The organism is Dyadobacter sp., from assembly GCF_039919315.1.
Lineage (GTDB): Bacteria > Bacteroidota > Bacteroidia > Cytophagales > Spirosomataceae > Dyadobacter.
Genome location: NZ_JBDSFX010000001.1, coordinates 246,341 through 267,598, shown reverse-complemented (window position 1 = coordinate 267,598; position 21,258 = coordinate 246,341). Strand labels below are relative to the sequence as shown.

The 21,258-nt window shown below is 46.9% G+C and carries 16 protein-coding genes; 12 read left to right on the top strand and 4 right to left on the bottom strand.

The genetic code is table 11. The features are described 5' to 3' along the window. Positions 1-74 precede the first annotated feature (74 nt). Positions 75-257 (top strand): hypothetical protein, encoded by a 183-nt coding sequence (locus tag ABIO93_RS01210; protein WP_348063616.1) that lies wholly within the window; start codon positions 75-77, stop codon positions 255-257. Further along, complete coding sequence (locus ABIO93_RS01205) at positions 247-471, top strand: hypothetical protein (RefSeq protein ID WP_348063615.1); 225 nt, start codon at positions 247-249, stop codon at positions 469-471. The genes ABIO93_RS01210 and ABIO93_RS01205 overlap by 11 nt, the downstream gene beginning before the upstream one ends. Here ABIO93_RS01205 and rnr read toward each other — a convergent pair whose 3' ends face one another. Genes rnr through lipB form a run of 4 tightly spaced genes read right to left on the bottom strand, consistent with a single transcriptional unit; the run spans position 472 to position 4,814 of the window. After that, positions 472-2,841 carry a ribonuclease R gene (rnr, locus tag ABIO93_RS01200; RefSeq protein WP_348063614.1) on the bottom strand — a complete coding sequence of 790 codons (2,370 nt, stop codon included), beginning with the start codon at positions 2,839-2,841 and terminating at the stop codon, positions 472-474. It lies immediately after the preceding gene. A 58-nt stretch (positions 2,842-2,899) separates the two neighbouring features. Further along, on the bottom strand, positions 2,900-3,634 hold the full coding sequence (locus ABIO93_RS01195) for a 3'-5' exonuclease (protein WP_348063613.1): 735 nt from the start codon (positions 3,632-3,634) through the stop codon (positions 2,900-2,902). 39 nt (positions 3,635-3,673) lie between these two features. Beyond that, positions 3,674-4,087, bottom strand: coding sequence for a hypothetical protein (locus ABIO93_RS01190; RefSeq protein ID WP_348063612.1), 414 nt, complete (start codon positions 4,085-4,087; stop codon positions 3,674-3,676). A 13-nt stretch (positions 4,088-4,100) separates the two neighbouring features. Then, on the bottom strand, positions 4,101-4,814 hold the full coding sequence (gene lipB / locus ABIO93_RS01185; protein ID WP_348063611.1) for a lipoyl(octanoyl) transferase LipB: 714 nt from the start codon (positions 4,812-4,814) through the stop codon (positions 4,101-4,103). Positions 4,815-5,011: 197 nt separating this feature from the next. Between lipB and ABIO93_RS01180 the strand changes: the two genes are divergently transcribed. The 10 genes from ABIO93_RS01180 (at position 5,012) to ABIO93_RS01135 (ending at position 21,239) form a co-directional block, all read left to right on the top strand. Further along, positions 5,012-5,146 (top strand): hypothetical protein, encoded by a 135-nt coding sequence (locus ABIO93_RS01180; protein ID WP_348063610.1) that lies wholly within the window; start codon positions 5,012-5,014, stop codon positions 5,144-5,146. Between the two features lie 33 nt (positions 5,147-5,179). Next, positions 5,180-5,539, top strand: a complete 360-nt coding sequence (locus ABIO93_RS01175) for a YraN family protein (protein ID WP_348063609.1) — start codon at positions 5,180-5,182, stop codon at positions 5,537-5,539. A gap of 82 nt (positions 5,540-5,621) precedes the next feature. Next, positions 5,622-6,491 (top strand): sugar phosphate isomerase/epimerase family protein, encoded by an 870-nt coding sequence (locus tag ABIO93_RS01170; protein ID WP_348063608.1) that lies wholly within the window; start codon positions 5,622-5,624, stop codon positions 6,489-6,491. Between the two features lie 60 nt (positions 6,492-6,551). Continuing rightward, positions 6,552-9,458, top strand: a complete 2,907-nt coding sequence (locus ABIO93_RS01165) for a PVC-type heme-binding CxxCH protein (protein ID WP_348063607.1) — start codon at positions 6,552-6,554, stop codon at positions 9,456-9,458. A 115-nt stretch (positions 9,459-9,573) separates the two neighbouring features. After that, entirely contained in the window at positions 9,574-10,158 is a 585-nt protein-coding gene (locus ABIO93_RS01160; RefSeq protein ID WP_348063606.1) for a sigma-70 family RNA polymerase sigma factor, read from the top strand. Between the two features lie 195 nt (positions 10,159-10,353). After that, on the top strand, positions 10,354-11,430 hold the full coding sequence (locus ABIO93_RS01155) for a FecR family protein (protein WP_348063605.1): 1,077 nt from the start codon (positions 10,354-10,356) through the stop codon (positions 11,428-11,430). Positions 11,431-11,601: 171 nt separating this feature from the next. Beyond that, on the top strand, positions 11,602-15,039 hold the full coding sequence (locus ABIO93_RS01150; RefSeq protein WP_348063604.1) for a TonB-dependent receptor: 3,438 nt from the start codon (positions 11,602-11,604) through the stop codon (positions 15,037-15,039). Positions 15,040-15,068: 29 nt separating this feature from the next. After that, positions 15,069-16,664, top strand: a complete 1,596-nt coding sequence (locus ABIO93_RS01145; RefSeq protein ID WP_348063603.1) for a RagB/SusD family nutrient uptake outer membrane protein — start codon at positions 15,069-15,071, stop codon at positions 16,662-16,664. 233 nt (positions 16,665-16,897) lie between these two features. Beyond that, positions 16,898-19,648, top strand: coding sequence for a DUF1553 domain-containing protein (locus tag ABIO93_RS01140; RefSeq protein ID WP_348063602.1), 2,751 nt, complete (start codon positions 16,898-16,900; stop codon positions 19,646-19,648). Between the two features lie 115 nt (positions 19,649-19,763). Next, a complete protein-coding gene (locus tag ABIO93_RS01135; protein ID WP_348063601.1) occupies positions 19,764-21,239 on the top strand; it encodes a DUF1501 domain-containing protein in 1,476 nt (491 codons plus the stop codon). The last annotated feature ends 19 nt before the right edge of the window (positions 21,240-21,258 follow it).

Here is a 21,258-nt window from a genome sequence, read left to right as displayed (position 1 = left end):
CTGATAATTGGATTTGGTAATGAACACAAATTGGCAGATCTTGATTAATAAATACACGCACTAATATTAACAATATGTCTGCTGAGGAGCGGAATGCTCTTGAAGAAGAGTTGATTAATTTGAAAATGCTTTTAGATTTTTACGTAGATTTTGGTCACGAAATACGAAGCATGACTGCAAGAGAAATGGAAGTTCACCTTGATGCCGTGCTTGATCGGATAAATCATATAAATTTAGTCTTAGGTTATGAAAATTGAATCTATTATACCGGAGTTTTTCCATGCGGCCTACCACAGATATTCTTTGCTGGAAACGGACGAGGAAAAAGCAAAATTTTGGCATGAACTAGCAATCGAAAATGCGGATATTGCTCCCGAAATAATCGAGCAACAATGGCTAAAAGGAGTGCTTTTACTTTCAGAGCATGTGGATAAGCTGCATTTAAAAGTAAAAGCACAATTAACAGTTTAGCTACCTCCTCCTTCTCTTAGGCTTCGGAGAAGATGAAGACGCACCAGCCGGTTTGCGGCTCCTGCCCGAGGAACGTGATTCACGAGGTTTTGTATCGCGTGATTTTCGGTTGGAATCCCTGCTATTATTGTCGCGGCTTGGCGAAGGAACTGTTCCAGCCAGATAAAGATCCATACTTCTTCGGGCCAAATTGGTATCCTTCACTTTTACCTTCACGGTATCACCAAACGTATAAATTTTCTTAGTCCGCTGGCCAACGATCCGGTAGTTTTCCTTTTCTAGTTCATAATAATCGTCGCCAAGGTCGGTCATCCGAATTAGGCCTTCTGACGCAGTTTCAGTGATTTCCACGAAAATCCCGAACTCAGTAACACCCGTAACGATACCATCAAATTCCTGATCCGGGTCCATCATACTCATGAACTCGACCTGCTTGTATTTGATCGAAGCGCGTTCAGCCTCAGCTGCAAGCCTTTCCCGTTCAGATGAATGCTTCGAAGCAGCTTCGTAAACTTCCTTATCCACATTAGCACCGCCGTCCAGGTAATGTTGTAACAGTCTGTGCGCCATCACGTCAGGGTAGCGGCGAATGGGGGATGTGAAATGTGAGTAGCGTTTGAAAGCCAAGCCAAAGTGGCCGAGATCTTCAACACTATACCGCGCTTTCGCCATCGTTCTCACAGCTAGTGATTCAATGAGATTTTGCTCTGGCTTACCTTCTACTTCGGCCAGCATGTTGTTCATCGACTTGGCAATTTTGTTTTCCTCGTCAATGTCAAGCTTGTGTCCGAGCTTCGCTACAAATGTGGCGAAGGTTTTGAGTCTGTCGGGATCTGGTGCTTCATGAATCCTGTATACCATGGTGTTTTTCACCTCGCCTCTGGACAATGAGTACACATATTCCGCTACTCTTTTATTGGCCAAAAGCATGAATTCCTCAATCAGCTTATTGGAATCGTGGCGTTCCTTCTGGTAAATGCCCAGCGGAGTACCATCTTTATCCAGCCGGAAACGTACTTCCGGGGTATCGAAATTGATCGCACCATTTTTGAAACGGTCTTTTCTTAAAATCTTGGCTAGTTTATTTAGCGTTTGAAGTTCACCGGGAAAATCTCCTTCTCCCGAATCCAGAACGCCCTGAGCCTCTTCGTAAGAATACCGGCGGTCGGAATGGATAACGGTACGTCCAAACCATTGTTTCAAAACTTTTCCTTGTGGATCCATTTCAAAAATCGCAGAAAATGCGAGTTTATCTTCATTTGGGCGAAGTGAGCAAAGGTTATTGGACAATTTTTCAGGAAGCATTGGTACAGTTCTGTCCACCAGGTATACTGATGTCGCCCGTCTGTAAGCTTCTTTTTCCAACTCAGTACCCGGCAAAACGTAATGTGACACGTCGGCAATGTGTATACCAACTTCAACATTTCCTTCTTCCAGATATTTAACTGAAAGGGCATCATCAAAATCCTTGGCGTCCACCGGATCAATGGTAAACGTCAGGATGTCACGAATATCCTTTCGTTTTGCAATCTCCTTTTTCAAAATTTTGTCCGGAATTTTCTGTGCTTCCGCTTCCACATTCTCGGGAAAATGATAAGGCAGGCCAAATTCCGCGAGGATAGCATGCATTTCCACATCGTTATTTCCTGCTTTTCCAAGTACCTCAACGATTTCGCCTTCTGCCTGACTTCTGCGCGTCGGCCATTGTGTTACTTTCACAATCACCTTATCGCCGTGCTGTGCACCTTTAATTTCTTCCGGTTCCAGGAAGATGGGGTCAAAAAGCTTTTTGTTATCCGGCTGAACGACGGCGTGCCGCGGATTTACCTCAATAATTCCTACTATATCCGCATTAGAGCGCTCCACAATGTCACTAACGCGTCCTTCAACGCGGTTTTTACCTGAATCACGACCATTTCGCGATCCGCGGCTATTTTTCGTCAAAGCCTGAATGCTAACAATGTCACCGTCCCAGGCTCCGTTCAGCAATTCAGATTCTACATATATATCATCTTCCCTGCCTTCAATGATGACAAAGGCAAAGGATTTATTGACGCGATCTACACGACCGGTCAGGCCCTTATTAACCGGCTTGTTAGGTCCGGCCTGGTAAGTCCCGTTCTGGTGATAGGTAAGCGTTCCTGCTTCTTCCAGTTCGTGAATGATTTCGTTGATCAGATGACGCACTTTTTTGTCCTGCACGCCAAAATGGTCGTGTACATCGAACGGGCGAAAAGTGTGTTCGCTGTTCAGGTCGAAGAAAGCAGCAATGTCGGCTTTCAGGTTATCGATATAGGAAACAATCGTATGAGGAGATTTTGCCTCCTTGTTTTCTCTTTCAGCCTTGTTTTTAATTTTCTTGTCTTTCATTATTCTATTGTATAAAATGCTCCGCAATGCTGCGAAGCTGAATTTGTCAGGTCTTTATTTACTCGACCCTGACTATATTTTCTGCTTTCACTGTTGGAAAGCAATGTAATCGCAGATAAAGCTGTGCCAGTACCACAACATCCTCTCTGCAATATCGGGAAATTTTCGGGAGATCATTTTCCTCCCAGTAAACCCTTGTTACCTGGTCCCCGCTCATTTCAATTTTACTGCCGGGAATATCAAAAACCGCAGCCAGCAGATCGAGCGAAGTATAACTCTTGTAATCACCAAACTTCCACAAATCCATTGTGTCCTGATGCAGGATTTCCCATGGTTTTTTGCCAGTAATCTGTAAAGCTTTTGGAATTTCAATGCCGTGGATAAGCATTCTCCGGCAAAGGAAGGGAAAGTCAAACTCCTTGCCGTTATGGGCGCAAAGTACGAGTTGGTCGGCAGGATATTTTTCTATTAATGCTTTAAACTGATTCAATAACTGCACTTCGTCGTCGCCTGAAAAACTGCTGACCTTGAATGCAATTTCGTCAGCTTCGTTCCAGTAAAAACCTCCGAATGCAATGCAGACGATCTTGCCAAATTCGGAATAAATGGCGCCTCGATCGTAAAAATATTCCGCATTAGTCAGCGAATCGTCCCCTCTTTTCAGACTAACCGCTTTTTTGTCCCAAAGCTTCTGCATTCGTTCGGGAAGCTTATCATAAGAGTCAAATGCAGCTACGGTTTCAATGTCCAGAAGCAGAAAGTTCCTGGCACGTTTTCGAAATTCATCAGTCATTGTGTGTGATAGTTTATTAGTGTGATTTGACCTAACCAGTCATTCATGCAAAACTCCCTTCAACCCCAGCGGTTCAATAAGAGTCAAATGCGCGTCGACTATGCTGTCGGGCACGAAGATAAACTTTTTATCGTATATCTGTTTTCCAATGAAATAGCTTACCCAGAATTCATTATTGAGATGAAAAACGTCCGGCATAATCGGTTCAACCACGGCATGCCCGCCTGGGCTGATCTCCGCAAAAAAGTGCCTTAATGTAGAAGTACGCTGCTCCGAATTCGTCCCTGACTCACTATTACCGTATCCTTTGGACGTTACAAATACATTGGTAATTGGCTCATCATTCCGGTTGATGACGACTACATTCCATTCCTCGCTGTCCGGTTCATTGCCACTACGTACAATTGCAACCTGTATCCCCTTCACGGGGTGAAATATGATATCCTTTTTCATTGAATCTTACTACTTACAATTCCATTTGGAACAATGCTGCCAAATGATACTTTAATTTATCCGAAACTTCCTGAATATCCAACTCGCGGCCCGCTTCCTTTGCCATTGACGTTACCGCTTTGTCCTCAATACCGCAGGGAACAATGTTACCAAAATAAGCAAGATCCGTGTTGACATTCAGGGCAAAACCATGCATAGTAACCCAGCGGCTGGCTTTTACACCCAGCGCACATATTTTTCTCGGATTGATTTGTTCTTCAAAATCCAGCCACACGCCGGTCAGGCCTTTGATACGACCTGCGAGCATGCCGTAGTCGGCTAGTGTGAGTATGATCGCTTCTTCCAGCATCCTCATATATAAATGAATGTCCGTGAAGAAGTTATCGAGGTCCAGTATCGGGTAGCCTACGATTTGGCCGGGCCCGTGGTAGGTAATGTCGCCGCCGCGGTTGATTTTGTAATATTTAGCCTGCTTTGCCGCCAGTTCATCCTCAGGCAAAAGCAAATGAGAAGGTTTTCCGCTTTTCCCCAAAGTATAAACGTGTGGGTGCTGACAAAAAATCAGAAAATTAGGCGTCAACTTTTGATGTTCCGGATCAAGGCCGCGGTTACCAGTTTTAATAGCAAGCGTTTCAGCAAAAATCTTCTCCTGATAGTCCCATGCCTCCTGATAATCAATCAGTCCCAGATCCTGAAATTGCACCTGTTTATTGATGAGGGTGTTCATTTATGTTTGAAATGAAAAATGTATTTTACGTTTTAAAAAGATTTCGTGACTTTTCCAGACAACTTACGTCTAATGATTATCCATTGAAAATTCAGCAATTATTCGGAATCACTTTAACGGACGAGTTTAAAGTTCCTGCAAGGATAACACGAATTAATGGCTGAAATGTTCTCTTTAACTAATTCACATAGAAAATCATGAAAGTAACAAAGCCTCTATCACCTTTCCAGGTCAAAGTACTGGATGATATGAAGGAAGCAGTAGGACAAATGCATCAAATCAAAAAGGGAGCACTACAAGCCCGGGATGCAGAAGCGATATTTAGTTATTAGAGGAGCTTCCCTAAGTTTTCTAAAAATGTTCGAATGGCTACACACAACGATACTGGACATTGGGGAGAGGCACAGGCTGCGGCCTTTTTGATCCAAAATGGATTTGAAATAATCGAGAAAAATTACCGGAATAGGCACGCCGAAATTGACCTGATCGTCAAAAAAGGCAAAATGCTTATTTTTGTAGAGGTAAAAACCAGAAGCGGAATTCAATACGGGATGCCTGAGGAATTTGTCAATGCAACCAAAGCCGGGCTGGTGATGCGGGCAGCTGAAAATTACATCTATGACAAAGATTGGCATTTCGATGTCCGGTTCGACATTATCTCTATTTTGCTTTTCACCAATGGCAAGACAGAGATCCGCCACATTGAAGATGCGTTTAGCAAGTGATTACTACGGATTTACGGATAAGTAGAATCGTTTTGTTTACATACTTAAAGAGTAAACATCAAGCTTCTAAACCCGATAAATCATGAAGGAAAGCCTGGCGATGAACCGTCGGGAGATGATCAAAAAGTCAATTCTACTGACGGCTGCCTCATCTTCCGGTTTGCTTTTCAAGCCCGCTCCCAAGTTGCAATTGGGTGCCTGTGACTGGTCAGTCGGCAAAAGCCTCAATCCCGAGGCTTTCGATCGTGCCAAAGAAATCGGTTTGCAGGGCATTCAGGTCAGTTATAATACCAGCCAAAATCATGCAGGGTTATCCGTTCCTGCCACATTGCAATCCATCCGCGAGGCTTCGGCACGTACCAGTGTGAAAGTTTCCAGCCTGGCGATCGGCGAACTCAATCGCGTTCCTTACAAGTCGGAGCCGAAGACCGAAGAATGGGTTTGGAACAGTGTAGATGCCGCCAAAGCATTGCATGTCAAAGTGATTTTGCTGGCTTTCTTTTCCGACGGGGATCTGCGGAATGACGAAAAAGGCAAAAAAGCAGTGATAGAACGATTGAAAAAAGTAGCTCCTCACGCTGAAAAGCAAGGTATCACATTAGGAATTGAATCGTACCTGACTGCACAGGAACATCTGGACATCATTAACAGCGTGGGTTCCAAAGCCGTGAAAGTGTATTACGACTTCCTTAATGCCGTCGATGCGGGCAATGACATTTTCAAGGAGATTCCAATGATCGGAAAAGACCTGATATGCGAGCTCCACATGAAAGAAAACGGCCAGCGGCTCGGAGAAGGCACGCTCGACTGGCCTAAAATCGCCAAAATGGTGAGAGACATTGACTACCAGGGCTGGATGCAGATCGAAGGCGCCACTCCGAAAGGCGCCGATATCATTGAATGCTATCAGCAAAACAGGAAGTATCTCGAAGGATTATTTTCTTTTAAATAGGCACAGAGACTTGGCAAGTCTTCAAGACTTACCAAGTCTTACTAAAAACCCGGCAAGTCGATGACTTTCAATCCAACAATTCCATCCAAATCCAGCTTCATATTCGGAAGCATCGTACTGCTGTCACTTTTCAGCGTGACTTTCATCAACCCAAAACCGAACCTTACAAAACAGTCCGACACCCCACCCATTTCCATCGAAGACTCCTCAAAACTATATCTACCAGACGACCTGGAAGCAACGCTCTGGGCAGAAGCCCCAATGTTTTTTAATCCAACCAATATGGACATTGATGCAAAAGGCAGGGTATGGATCACGGAAGCGGTTAATTATCGGGATTTCAACACGAAACCAGCGGAAAGACTTAGCCACAAACAAAAAGGCGACCGGGTAATGATCCTGGAAGACCGGGACGGCGACGGAAAAGCGGAATCGTCGAAAGTATTTATTGAAGATACCTTACTGACAGCGCCGCTGGGCATAGCGGTGATCGGGAACAAAATTATCGTTTCCTGCGCGCCTAATCTCATTGTTTACACGGATTCCGATGGTGACGACAAGCCCAATAGCCGCGAAGTACTGCTCACCGGTTTCGGCGGATTCGACCATGACCATTCATTGCATTCATTGGTTACGGGGCCGGATGGCCGTTATTATTTCAATACTGGCAACGCTGGGCCGCACAATGTGACGGATAAAAGTGGCTGGACACTCAGAAGCGGAAGCTTGTACACAGGTGGAACGCCTTACAACAAATCGAATCAAGGAAATCAGAAGTCTGACGATGGGCGTGTGTGGGTAGGCGGGCTGGCGTTGCGTATCAACCCGGACGGGACGGGCTTGAAGGTACTCGGCCATAACTTCAGGAATAGTTATGAAGTATGCCTCGATAGCTACGGCAACATGTGGCAGAATGATAATGACGATCAGGTGATCACATGCCGGGTTTCCTTTTTGCAGGAAAATGGCAACGCAGGCTACTTTTCGGCGGATGGAACACGCTACTGGCAGGCAGACCGCCGACCTGGACAGGACATTTTCACCACACATTGGCATCAGGAAGATCCTGGCGTAATGCCCGCGGGAGATAACACTGGCGCTGGCTCGCCGACCGGTATCGTTTATTATGAAGGAGATGCTTTGGGAAAAAATTATAGAGGTACATTACTAAGCTGCGAAGCCGGTCGGAATGTGATTTTTGCTTACAAACCTGAAAAGCAGGGCGCCGGTTTTGCACTGAAACGCAGGGATTTGATCAGCTCTTTTCCGCAGGCATCAGAACGCTATGAATGGTATGAAACGGACAATGATTACCGGAAATGGTTTCGTCCGTCCGATGTGGCCGTGGGTCCCGACGGTGCGTTGTACATCGCCGACTGGTACGATCCGGTTGTTGGCGGACATGCCATGAAAGATAAAAAAGGCTACGGAAGAATTTACCGCATTACCCCGAAAGGCAAAAAACTGACAATGCCAACATTCGATCTCACATCGACAAGCGGGTTAATAGAAGCATTGAAAAATCCGGCGGTGAATGTGCGTGCGCTGGGTTTTGAAGGATTGAGAAAAAAAGGCGAACCAGCAATCGAGGAAGTAAAAAAATTACTGACGGCAGAAAACCCTTTCCATCAGGCCAGGGCGATATGGTTGCTTTCACAGCTGGGCGAAAAAGGCAAAGGAGAGGTGGAGAAACTGCTACTGTCCGCAGACGAATCGCATCGCTTAACGGCTTTCCGTGCACTGAAAGCACTGAATGGAGCGAGGGCCTATCTGGATCAAATGGCTGGTGACGCTGACCCGGCCGTTCGGCGCGAAGTAGGCATTGCATTGCGTGACATTGATTTTGGGAAATCATATTCCATCATTTCAAAGCTCATTAAAAACTACGACGGAAAAGATCCATGGATGCTGGAAGCGATTGGTACTGCGGCGGATGGAAAAGAAGCGAAGGTTTATGCCAATGTGCGCGAAACATTCAAAGCAGATCCCGAGTATTGGAAACCGCAACATGCAAATCTGGTGTGGAGGCTTCATCCGGTTCAAGCTATTAATGATTTGAAAACGAGGGCCGGATCGGGAAAAGTGGCGGTTGCAGAACGGCGAAAAGCATTAACCACCATTGGTTTTATAAAAGACAAAAAAGCAGCCGAAGCAATGGTAGCATTGTCCAAATCGACATTGCCGGATGTGGCGTCGCAGGCTTCCTGGTGGCTGAATTACAGGAAATCCAATGACTGGGCTGACCTGTTGAATTGGGAGAAAGAGAATGCGGTCGTCATCACACCGGCTTACAAGAAAATGCTGGTACTGAGGGAAAAAGTTGCTGACAAAAACCAGCCAATGGGTGAGCGGATCGGTAATGGCCGAAAAATGGCGGCTGATATCGACGGCGGCAATATGCTGGTGGATATGCGTGTGCAGGGGCAATTACCCGACACGATTGCCAAAGCCGTCAGCGAGATTATTTTCAAAAACCCTGACCAGAATGTTCGTGTAGTGGCCAGTCAGTTTTTCCCAAGAAATGGAAAAGTTTTGAAAACCGATTTTATAGCAAGAATGAATGCTGATCCTTCCAAAGGTGAAAAACTGTTTGATACCAATTGCGCCGCCTGTCACAAACACGGCACCAATGGAGCCGAAATTGGCCCTGATCTGACATTAATCCATAAAAAGTTTGACAAAGCGGGCCTGCTGGATGCGATTGTCAATCCTTCGGCCAGTATGGTTTTTGGTTATGAAAGCTACACGATCGTCACAAAAAAGGGAGAAAGTTACTTCGGGTTTTTGCAGAGCGACGGTGCGAATGTAGTGATCAAGGATGCGGCGGGACAGCAGCATACTATTAAAGCAGATCAAATCAAAAGCAGGGAAAAAATGCCGTCGTCCCTGATGCCTGAGCCTACCGCGCTCGGCTTGAACGAGCAGGATCTGGCCGACCTCACGGGCTATCTTCTGAATTTTAAATGAAAGAAATCCGGTGGTTAAATTCCAATTAAATAAAAGGTTTGAAATAGAAGTATTGCATTAATTAATATAACTTTGAACAAATGTTAATTTGACACCTTTTCAGGCATAGAAGAAGTTGGAAAGCAAGCGATTATCCGATCGAAATCTGATAGAAGCCCTGCGCAGTGGCGATGAGCAAGCCTTTACCACGATCTACAAAGAATACTGGTACCGCATGTTTGTGGTAGCGTACCGGAAACTTCAGCACCGCGAAGTCGCTGAGGAACTCATTCAGGATATTTTCACCAGACTATGGAAAGAGCGGGAAAGCGTGAAGATCATTTCGCTCGACTACTACTTATTTTCGGCCGTCCGCTACGAAGTTATTGACTACATCCGGGCTTACGGTCCGCAGAATGCCTACCTGAGTTACTACCAGGCCTTCACCAAGTTTGAAGAAACCAATACCGAAAATACCATTGCTTTCAACGAGCTGGTTGAAAACATAGACAAAGGCCTGGACACGCTGCCCGAAAAATCCAAAGAGGTTTTCAGGCTGAGCCGCATGGAAAACTGGACGGTATCCCAAATTGCCGGACACATGCATTTATCCGAAAAGGCGGTTGAGTACCATCTGACCAAAGCCACCAAATCGATGCGTTCTTACCTCAAAGAATCGCTGATTTCACTGCTGGCTCTGCTTACTTTTTTCCATTCCTGACCTCCGGCCTGCCTTTTTTGCCTCTGTAACTTCCCTATTATTATTCAAAGAACATGGGTGCTTTTTCGCAGCATTCATATAATCTTTCGAAGAAAATTTAAAATGATTTAGGGCATTGATTGAAATAATCGGCTTATCATTCAGAACGACGTCTTTGATTCTGTCGCCTATCCTATCACCCTAGCCCTTTCATTGATGAATACAAAAGATTTACAAACATTACTCTTACGATACCGACAGGGCAACTGTACAGAGGAAGAAATTGAAAAAATTCACAAATGGTATGAAAGCCTGAATGCGGATTCTTCGATCGCTCTTACTGACGATGATCGGCTCGCATTGGAAAATAAGTTGCTGAACAATATCCGGGAGGAAGTCATGGAGCCACGGTTTGTGGAAGAACCGGTTCCGCTTGATTCTTCGTGGCGGTTTTCATCGGTGTTCTACTCAGGTGTGGCTGCGGCGGTGATCTTGACCCTGTCTTTTTTGCTGTTTTTTAACAAAAAAGACGCTATACGGCCATTAGCGAATACAGAGCCGATCCTGGTGAAGATTAGTACCGGTCGATTGATCACAACTGAAAACAAGACCAAAGAGGCTAAAATTATCACCCTGGACGATCATAGTGTCATTGAACTATGCCCTGGCAGCCGCATCATTTACCCGGATAAATTTCCCGGAGACAAAAGGGAGGTACAGCTGACAGGTAATGCTTTTTTCAAAGTAACTAAGGACCCACACCGGCCGTTCTCGGTTTTCAGCGGTAATCTCGTGACCAAAGTATTAGGTACCAGTTTCCGGATCATTACCAAGGCTGGCGATAATGCAGTAGAAGTAGAAGTGGTTACAGGGAAAGTATCTGTTTTTGAAAACATTCACACGACTGTGACCAAGGAACCTTCCGGTAAGTCGCACAAGCCTAACAACGGTGTGGTACTGACTCCAAATCAGCGTGTTACCTACTTTACAGAAAGCGGCCACCTCATGACCAGCCTGGTAGAAAAGCCCGTCGCCATTGCAGCGGCAACGGTAGCGCCGAAAGTGGTATATAACAATGAGTCACTGCCTGACATCATGGTACAGCTGCAAAATGAATACGGTATTGAAATTGTACTATCCAGCGATCACCTCGAAAAATGTTCATTCACCGGGGACGTGTCAGACATGTCGCTGTACGACAAGCTGGACCTGATATGTAAATCAAACATGGCTACTTATGAAGTAAAAGGCACCCGCATCCTGATCGACGGAGAAGGATGTGACACGAAATAAATGCAAAAACCGGCAGTGGTGGAACACTGCCGGCCATTAAGAATCTCCTTTCTGCTCACGATCCTCCAAGATATGAGAGGGAGAAAATCAATTTAGTTTTTTATAAAAAAACCGTTCTAAACTATGAAAAAAAATCGATACCAAAAAAATCGAGCCTCACTCTATCTGCTCATGAGAATTTCATTAACCCAAATTGTCTTTTCTATCGCTTTCGGAGGCTTCACGTATGCGGCTCACGACGGGAAAGCACAGGAGATTTTGGAACGTAATGTTACGTTGCATGCTGATAACACCGAGCTCAGGGCAGTTCTTAGCCAAATTGAAGCAAAAGCAGACGTGAAATTTGCGTACAGCCATAAAGCGATCCGGGCGAGCCGTGCGGTGGTCATTCATGCCTCGAACCAGAAACTTTCAGCAACATTGAATTCATTGCTGACCCCATTGGAAATTTCCTATCAGGTAACGCCATCGGGCAGAATATTGCTTACTTCAAAAAAAGCGAATGTGCCAAGAGAGCAGTCTGACGTACTTTGGGAGGATAAAAGCTACGCGGCTATCCGTGTGGACGGTAAGGTAAATGACGAAAAGGGGGAGGGACTTCCGGGTGTCAGTGTTCGCTTAAAAGGCACTCAGCAAGGCACGCTGACCAACGCCGACGGGGCTTTCGAATTGGAAGTAACTGACAAAGCAGCGGTGCTGGTTTTCAGTTTTGTAGGATATAAATCTCAGGAATTGGCAGTTGGCGACAGGACTAATCTGGTCGTCAGTTTGGTGCCGGACGATAAATCATTGAATGAAGTGGTTGTAATCGGTTACGGTACTTCGCGTAAAAAGGACGTGGTAGGCTCGGTAGACATTGTTTCTGCCAAAGATGCAGGTTCTACGACCGCTACTAACCCTTCACAGTTGCTGATCGGTAAGTCGGCGGGTGTTCAGGTGTTGCAGTCCAATGGTACCCCGGGTTCCGACGCTCAGATCCTGATCCGCGGAACGGGTTCATTTACCGGTGTCGATCCATTGTACGTGATCGACGGTATCCAGGGAAGCAAAACGATGTTCAACACATTGGCGACGCAGGACATTGAAAACATTACCATCCTGAAAGATGCCTCATCCACGGCGATCTACGGTTCGGCAGCTGCCAATGGGGTGGTGATCATTACTACCCGCAGAGGGAAAGCAGGTGCCCCGAAAATCAATTTCAATACGCAATGGGGCGTGGCCAATGCCTGGAAAAAGCTGGATCTGCTGAATGCTTCGCAATACATTGACCTGTTAAGGGATTTCGCTTCGACTACCAATTCAGTACTCCCCGCGAAATTCAATACGCCGGATGTGACGCAGGACCGTACCAACTGGCAGAATGAGATTTTCCGCTCAGCATTGGTTTCTCAAAATGATGTGAATATCAGCGGAGGAAGCGAGAAAGTGGCTTATAATTTTTCATTAGGCTACATCAAACAGCAGGCCATTGTCAAAAACTTTACGAATAGCCGGATCAATGCGCGGTTCAGTCTGGACGAAACATTGGGTAGGTTCCATTTGGGACAAAGCCTGAACATCCGTCATACGAAAGACGACGGCCAGGTGGCCAGCATTTCGGATGCGGTATATTTCGCACCTTACAAGCCGATTTTCGATGCGAATGTTCCGGGAGGTTATTCCAATACGACCAATGTTGACGATTTTAGTAATGGTAACAACCCGCTGGCGGCGATCAACCTGAACCACCCTGTTAACAAAGGTTTCGTGTTTTTCCCGCAGGTATTTGCAGAGGTAGATATTATTGCCGGCCTGCGGTTCAGAACGCAACTTTCAGCAGAAATTGGGGGAGGGAAAACCAATAGCTACCAATATGCCTATACCGCAGGAAACAACCTCACCAATCCGCAGCAAGCCACATTGGGATACAACAATTACTCGTTTTATACACTTGAGAATTACTTTTCATACAACCACGTGTTTGGAAACCACAGCGTTTCAGCCACAGTTGGTAACAGTTATCTCGATCCGGGCAATTCTTCCGGCCTGAATGCGACGGGTACCAACATTCCGAACAACAACATTCAGAATATCAGCGTAGCACAGTCTCAGGCGGTAACGGGAAGTTCTTATGGCTATGCCCGTTCGTCGGTGATCTCTTATTTCGCGAGGTTGGGTTATACATTCGATAACAAATACATTTTATCAGGAAGCTTTCGCCGCGACGGTGCGTCCAACTTTGGCGCCAACAACAGGTTTGGTAACTTTTACGGACTGGGTCTTGCCTGGCGGTTTGTGGATGAGGAGTTTATCAAAAGTAACCTGCCATTCGTAACCGATGGAAAACTGCGGATCGGCCTGGGAAGGACCGGAAACAACACCATTCCCACCACGGGTGTAACATCGGTACTCACTTACAGTGGTAGCCCGAACGGAAACCTGGTGTACTCGCTGGGAACAAACGAAGGATTCAATCCCGGAACTACCATCAATACATTGGCTAACCCGAACATTAAATGGGAGTCAACCGATCAGACTGACATTGGTATTGATCTTGCTTTCCTAAGAAATAAACTAACCTTAACAATAGACTGGTACAACAGAAAAAGTAGCGGTTTGCTCGTAAGTGTGCCCGTTTCGGGAAGCACGGGAGCTTCGGGTAGCGGTGGGCAGCCGAGCAAATACGCGAATGCGGCCAGCGCACAAAACAAAGGAGTGGAGTTCTCTGTTGGCTATCGCGATGCGACGAGCGGCGGACTGGGCTATCATATCAGTGCCAATCTGGCCTATAATAAGAACGTAGTGAACTCATTGGGAAGCGAGTTCGCAGCACCGATACAGGCGGGTTCGTTCAGTAACTTGCCGACATTCACTTACACGGCAGCAGGTTCGGCGATTGGGTCATTTTATGGCTATACCCTGGATCATGTAGCGAAAGATCAGGCGGAAGTAGATGCATTGAATGCGAAAGCAGCGGAACAAAGTGGTGACGCGACGACCAAATATCAGTCAGGGCTACTACCTGGGGATTTTATTTTCAAAGACATCGATGGTGATGGTAAAGTCACTGCCACGGACCAGAAAATCCTTGGTAACCCGATCCCTAAAATCGTTTACGGGTTCAATGGAGGTGTTACCTTCCAAAACTTTGATCTGAATGTGGTGGTATCCGGCGTCTCAGGGTTGAAATTGCTCAATGCATTCAAATTCGTGACCGACAATGAATCTACTGGCCACAATGCTTCGACCGAAATCCTGAATAGATGGAGAAAACCGGGCGATGTGGCTTCTCTTCCAAGAGCAGGCCAGAGCGCTACCGGCGACGGTAACCTGCGCCCATCCGACTGGTGGCTGGAAAACGGTAGCTATTTGAGGTTAAGGAACATTACCCTGGGTTACAAACTGCCCCAGAGCATTGTCAGCAGCATTGGAGGCGGCAAAGTATTCAGTGGTATCCGGATTTATGTAGCAGCACAAAACCTGCTGACAGTTACCAAATACAAAGGATATGATCCAGAAGTAAGCACGCAAAATGGCGGAAGCTACATTTTCTCTCGCGGTATTGACGACAGACAGCAATTGCCGCAGCCGAGAACATTGATTGCAGGCTTACAATTAGGGTTTTAATCATTGGAATAAACTTATCAGAAAGAAATATGAAAAGGATAATAATATATTTTGCCGCATTAATCGCAGCGATCAATATCATCGCCTGCGACGAATCGAAACTGGACCTGAAAAGCCAGAGCGCCTACGATTTTTCTACCTATTTTACTTCGAGCGACGGTTTGAACCAGGCTGTGATCGCGACGTATGCCACCTTACTGCACAATGGGCTGTGGTCGAGAGAGTACTACTTTATTTTCGACCTGTTGGGTCATGAGGCCAAAAAGACCACAAACTTACAGGGAGATATGGCCCAGCTCGCCGACTACTCGTTCGGTACCAGCCAGGCACAGATCGGGCAGCTTTGGAATAGCTTATACAGGATGGTACTACGCTCCAATGTGGTTATTGACAGGGCGAGTGTGTGGCAGCCTACTGTCGCTGCCGATCAGCAAAAAGCGAAACAGTTCATTGCAGAAGCCAGATTTTTGCGTTCGTATGCCTATTTCAACATTGTAAATCTGTGGGGAAAGGCACCATTGATCACAGCCTATGACAGTACGGTGGCTAACAACTATCCTACCCGCTCTTCTGCGGAAGCATTATGGAGCTTTATTGAAAATGACCTTACCCTAGCCGCTGCCGATCTTCCGGTAACCTACGATGCTGCAACTGGCCTTGGCCGCGCGACCAAAGGTGCAGCGATTGCATTGCTGGGAAAAACGTATTTATACCAAAAGAAATGGGCACAGGCTCAGACTACATTGGCCCAACTTACGGCTGCGCCATATACCTACTCGCTCGATCCTTCGTACGAGAACCTGTTCAGCTCGACTAACCAGAGCAGTCCGGAAAACATTTTTCAGATCATGAATGCGAAATGGACCGACTGGGGCATTGGTAACCAGTACTATGTATTCGGCGGACAGGAAACCTGGGGTGGAAAAGCCAGTCACTCGGACCGTGCGCAGGAATATGGTTTCAAAGATTGGTTCAATGTGTATGTGCCGACTACGACTGTAAAAGCATTTCAATACCCGAATCCCTCCACTGGTGCAGCTTATGTGGATCCGCGGGCGAAGTTTACTTTTTACGGAAACAAAGAAAGTGGCGGAGATACCGAGTATTGCCAGAAATGTGAAGGCGGGAAAATCGCTTTTCCATTCAAAGCAGACGATCCGCAGGGTTATTTTGTATGGAAAAAATACCAGTACTATAATGAAGTGGCGTCATACGGCGGACCTCAAAGCTCGATCAATGGACAGGTTATCAGGTATGCCGATATATTGTTAATGCTGGCGGAATCGTACATTCAACAAGGCAAAACGGGTGAGGAACCTTTGGCGCTGATCAACCAGGTGAGAAAAAGGTCAGGCGCGGTGGCTTATACCACCCTCGGCGCTCAGGCTGCTGCTACGAACCTGCTTATTCGTGAAAGACAAATTGAGCTTTGCGGAGAACAAAGCCGCTATTTTGACCTGATCAGGTGGGGAATTGCCAAGCAGACAATTAACAGTCAGCGTGCAGCTGAACCTGGTGACGGCAAGCAGCCTTTCCTGGATAAAAACGTCTTGCTACCTATTCCGGACGTAGAGAAAAACTATAATCCGAATGTAGCGAAGGATATTGCAAATGGTTGGAATTAGTATTCAACATTGACATCACCTGACTGGATCAGGGATCTGAGTAAATGAACGAAAAAACCCCGGGGAGATAAATTCCCGGGGTTTTCTCGTTTTTGTTCATCAAAAAAGTTCTTTTGTCCATACATATTCCGAAGGTTATGAAGTAAAATTGCAAAGGGTAATTTTTTCGGGGGAGCGTCTTTTACATTATTTAACAGGTACTTGTTTTAAAAATATTAATTCTTCACCAGGCAATGGTAAAAGGTATAGTACTGGGTGTTATCGGGTTAACCGTGCTGCTGTTTTCTTTTTTCCTTTCGGGTTTTTTTGATTCGAAAACAGATTACAACACAGAAGTAAAACCGATCCTGAACAAGCACTGCATGGGCTGTCACGGGGGAGTGAAAAAAGCAGGCGACGTAAGCTTCTTGTTCGAACATGAGATGCTCGAACCGGGCAAATCCGGCAAGATTCCTGTTGTGCGCGGTGATGCGGATGCAAGCGAGATGATCAAGAGGATATTGAGCGATGACCCGGAAGAGCGTATGCCAAAGAACGGCACGCCGCTGAGTGAAAACGATATCAGTACATTAAAAAAATGGATCAATGAAGGTGCCGAGTGGGAAAAGCATTGGTCTTACAAGCAAATAGAAAGACCGGAAGTACCTTCTCTAAGCAACATTAGTAACCTGTTTGGCCTGCTCAACATTGGAGATAAAAAATGGGCCAGGAATGAAGTGGATCATTTCATATTGGCCAAATTAAAAAATAAAGGAATGTCTGTTTCGCCCGAAGCAGACAGGGCTACATTGATTCGCCGGGTGAGCCTCGACCTGACAGGATTGCCTCCGACCGAAAAGCAGGTAAGCGACTTTGAGCAAGATCAATCTGAGGACGCCTACGAAAAAGTAGTGGATCGGCTTCTCAAATCCCCTTCCTATGGTGAAAGATGGACGTCGATGTGGATGGACCTTGCCCGCTATGTTGATACCAAAGGTTACGAAAGCGATGGCGGCCGCACCATGTGGCGGTACCGCGATTATGTAGTGAAATCATTCAATGATGATAAGCCTTTCGACCAGTTTACGATCGAACAGTTGGCGGGAGATTTGCTGCCAGCGGCACAGGATGGTTTTCCGAAGGAAGAAAACATGATAGCCACTGGTTTTCACCGCAATACGATGACAAACAATGAAGGCGGAACTGACGACGAAGAGTTTCGTACCGCTGCTTTGATCGATCGCGTGAACACAACTTGGGAAGTTTGGCAGGGCACTACATTCGGTTGCGTTCAATGCCACAGCCATCCGTATGATCCGATCCCGCACGAAGATTATTACAAGTATGCGGCGTTTTTTAACAACTCCCGTGACGAGGATGTGTGGGACGAATGGCCGAAATTGAGATTCTATAAAGGGGAGGATTCGGCGCGGGTGGAGCGGGTCAAAGGTTGGATTAAAAAGTACAATCCAGCTGAGCTTGAAGCCAAGACGAAGTTCATGAAGGTGATCGAACCGAAGATCAATGCACATAATTTTGTGAAAGGCGACGAATCTACCGTGCTGCTGATTTCTTACTATGGTGTCAAAGACAAGGGCAATGCACGCATTCCGCAAGTTAACCTCACAGGTGTGGATAATGTGTTGATGAATGTATCTACCAAAGCCGAGAATGCGATATTGACATTGCATCTGGACAAACTGGACGGGCCTGTACTGTCCACGATTAAGCTTCCGATGCGCGATACCGTCGTTATTGCGCCGGTTAGCCAGACCACAGGGAAGCACGACATTTATTTATCATTGAACAGCCCGAAAACGCCTACCGAATGGCTGCGGATTACCTGGGCTTCTTTCCAAAAAGGAATACCGGGCGCAGGCCAGCCAGGTTATGAACAAATTGTCGCTGATTATGCCACGGTACTAACGCGACCAACGGAAAGTATGCCGGTGATCTGGGAGGGAAAAGGTGATTTTGCGAGAAAGACTAATGTTTTTGTGAGAGGAAACTGGATGGTAAAAGGGGCCGAGGTGAAAGCAGATGTCCCTAAACTGCTGGCGCCGATGCCCAAAGGATATTCCCGTGATCGCCTCGGCCTGGCCAAATGGATCGTCAGCCGCGATAATGCATTGACCGGGAGAGTGGTGGTAAACCGTTTCTGGGAGCAGCTTTTTGGGAAAGGAATTGTAGAAACGGTAGAGGATTTCGGCTCGCAGGGCGCAGAACCAAGCCACCCTGAACTACTGGACTGGCTGGCAGCGGATTTTATCGAGACCGATCATTGGAGCGTCAAAAAGCTACTCAAAACCATAGTCATGTCGGCTACCTACCGGCAGAGTTCCAAAACCGATCATGACAAACTCGAAAAAGACCCCTACAATGTCTACATCTCTCGTGGTCCGCGGGTAAGGCTGAGCGCTGAGCAGGTAAGGGACCAGGCGCTCGCGTGTAGTGGATTGATTTCCAACAAAATGTACGGCCCGGGCGTCATGCCGCCCCAGCCTGACAAGATATGGCAATCGCCGTACAGCGGTGAAAAATGGGTACTGAGCGAGGGAGAAGATCGGTACCGACGAGGCGTTTACACCTACTGGAAACGCACGGCACCGTATCCATCAATGGTCACATTCGATGCACCTAGCCGCGAGTTTTGTCAATCCAGGAGAATACTGACCAATACACCTTTGCAGGCATTGGTTACATTGAATGACCCTGTGTACCTGGAAGCGGCGGAAAAACTGGCAACGAAAATGCAAAAACGAGGAAAAACCCCTGAGCAACAATTAACCGAAGGATATCGGATGCTGACATTCCAGCCCATCGAAAAAAAGAACCTGAATGTGCTGGTAAAAGTATATAACGATGCACTGAACGCCTACCGGAAAAAACCAGTAGACGCAGACAGCATCCTCGCTTACGGCAAAGAAAGATCGCCAGAGCTAGCCGCCCTAACGATCTCCGCCAACATCATGCTAAACCTCGACAACGTCGTAACCAAGGAGTAACCCAAGGCTTTAGCCTTTGGGGGCAGCGAGGCAAGGGGGCCGGATCCCGAATCGAATCCCCAAACCCCAGGCTTAAGCCTGGGGCTATAGATGCAGCAGACCTAGAAAAAGACAAATGGAAAAGCTACAAAAGGAACTTCAATATGCAGATTTGCACCGGCAAACCCGGAGGCACTTTCTGCAATCGGCAGGATTTGGGTTGGGAGCCTTGGGACTAGGTTCCTTACTGGGCTCTTGCGGCAGTTCCAGTGCAGGGACCAGTATTGCTGATCATGCCGCGGCCGCCAAGATCCCGCAGTTTGCCCCCAAAGCCAAGCGCGTGATCTACATTCACATGGCTGGCGCGCCATCGCAGCTGGAGTTGTTCGATTACAAGCCGGAGCTGGTGAAGTACCACGGTCAGGATTGCCCGGCGGAGTTTTTGGAAGGGAAAAAATTCGCATTTATTCAGGGCGTACCTAAAATGCTGGGGCCGCAGGGGAAATTCGCCCAATATGGCCAGTCAGGCGCGTGGATGTCGGACTATGTGCCTTATTTGCAAACTGTTGCGGACGAGATCACGTTCATGAAAGCCATGCATACCGACCAGTTCAACCACGCACCTGCGCAGCTGCTGATGCATACGGGAAGTGCGCGGCTGGGTCGGCCTAGTCTGGGAGCTTGGTCGGTGTATGGGCTGGGTTCTGAAAACCAGAATTTGCCTGGGTTTATTGTATTGGCATCGGGAGGGCAGCAGCCTGATGCGGGGAAAAGTGTTTATGGAAGCGGCTTTTTGCCTTCGGTATACCAGGGGGTGCAATGCCGTACGGGCGGGGATCCGGTTCTGTATGTGAGCGACCCGAGCGGGATGAACCGCGATATGCGTAAACAGACCATTGAGGCCATTAATGAGATAAATCGCCAGACTTACGAGGACGTAAAGGACCCGGAAATATTAACGCGCATCAGCCAGTATGAAATGGCTTTTCGAATGCAGATGTCGGTGCCCGAAGTAATGGATGTCTCCAAAGAGCCTCAGTTTATATTGGATATGTACGGCGTGAAGCCGGGTGAGGGAACATTCGCTATGAACTGCCTTTTAGCAAGAAAACTAGTTGAAAATGATGTGCGTTTTGTACAGCTTTTTGACTGGGGCTGGGATGGACACGGTACTTCGAAAGACCATAATGTGGAAGGCGGTCTGCGCCAGAAATGCCGTGAGTCGGATCAGCCGATTGCTGCATTGATCAAAGATTTGAAAATGCGTGGGCTCTTGGAAGAAACGCTGATCATTTGGGGCGCAGAATTCGGCAGGACGCCGATGCAGGAAAACAGGAATGGGCTGGTCATGCCATTTATGGGCCGGGATCACCATTTGGATGCTTTCACGATGTGGATGGCGGGTGGCGGCGTGAAAAGAGGACATAGTCATGGTGAAACCGACGAATTGGGTTACTATGGCGTGAAAGATAGGGTTCACGTGCATGATTTGCAAGCGACGATCCTGAACCTGATGGGTTTTGATCATGAGAAATTCACCTACCCGTTCCAGGGCAGGAACTTCCGGTTAACCGATACAGAGGGCAAGGTTGTTAAAGATGTCATTGCCTGATCAAACATTTATTTTTTGT

What these genes read in the sequence shown, in the direction of transcription:
- ABIO93_RS01145 (WP_348063603.1), top strand. Translation starts at nt 15,069, where the DNA reads ATGAAAAGGATAATAATATATTTTGCCGCATTAATCGCAGCGATCAAT.
- ABIO93_RS01210 (WP_348063616.1), top strand. Translation starts at nt 75, where the DNA reads ATGTCTGCTGAGGAGCGGAATGCTCTTGAAGAAGAGTTGATTAATTTG.
- ABIO93_RS01150 (WP_348063604.1), top strand. Translation starts at nt 11,602, where the DNA reads ATGAGAATTTCATTAACCCAAATTGTCTTTTCTATCGCTTTCGGAGGC.
- rnr (WP_348063614.1), bottom strand. Translation starts at nt 2,841, where the DNA reads ATGAAAGACAAGAAAATTAAAAACAAGGCTGAAAGAGAAAACAAGGAG.
- ABIO93_RS01190 (WP_348063612.1), bottom strand. Translation starts at nt 4,087, where the DNA reads ATGAAAAAGGATATCATATTTCACCCCGTGAAGGGGATACAGGTTGCA.
- ABIO93_RS01180 (WP_348063610.1), top strand. Translation starts at nt 5,012, where the DNA reads ATGAAAGTAACAAAGCCTCTATCACCTTTCCAGGTCAAAGTACTGGAT.
- ABIO93_RS01170 (WP_348063608.1), top strand. Translation starts at nt 5,622, where the DNA reads ATGAAGGAAAGCCTGGCGATGAACCGTCGGGAGATGATCAAAAAGTCA.
- ABIO93_RS01140 (WP_348063602.1), top strand. Translation starts at nt 16,898, where the DNA reads ATGGTAAAAGGTATAGTACTGGGTGTTATCGGGTTAACCGTGCTGCTG.
- ABIO93_RS01205 (WP_348063615.1), top strand. Translation starts at nt 247, where the DNA reads ATGAAAATTGAATCTATTATACCGGAGTTTTTCCATGCGGCCTACCAC.
- ABIO93_RS01165 (WP_348063607.1), top strand. Translation starts at nt 6,552, where the DNA reads ATGACTTTCAATCCAACAATTCCATCCAAATCCAGCTTCATATTCGGA.
- ABIO93_RS01155 (WP_348063605.1), top strand. Translation starts at nt 10,354, where the DNA reads ATGAATACAAAAGATTTACAAACATTACTCTTACGATACCGACAGGGC.
- ABIO93_RS01135 (WP_348063601.1), top strand. Translation starts at nt 19,764, where the DNA reads ATGGAAAAGCTACAAAAGGAACTTCAATATGCAGATTTGCACCGGCAA.
- ABIO93_RS01175 (WP_348063609.1), top strand. Translation starts at nt 5,180, where the DNA reads ATGGCTACACACAACGATACTGGACATTGGGGAGAGGCACAGGCTGCG.
- ABIO93_RS01195 (WP_348063613.1), bottom strand. Translation starts at nt 3,634, where the DNA reads ATGACTGATGAATTTCGAAAACGTGCCAGGAACTTTCTGCTTCTGGAC.
- lipB (WP_348063611.1), bottom strand. Translation starts at nt 4,814, where the DNA reads ATGAACACCCTCATCAATAAACAGGTGCAATTTCAGGATCTGGGACTG.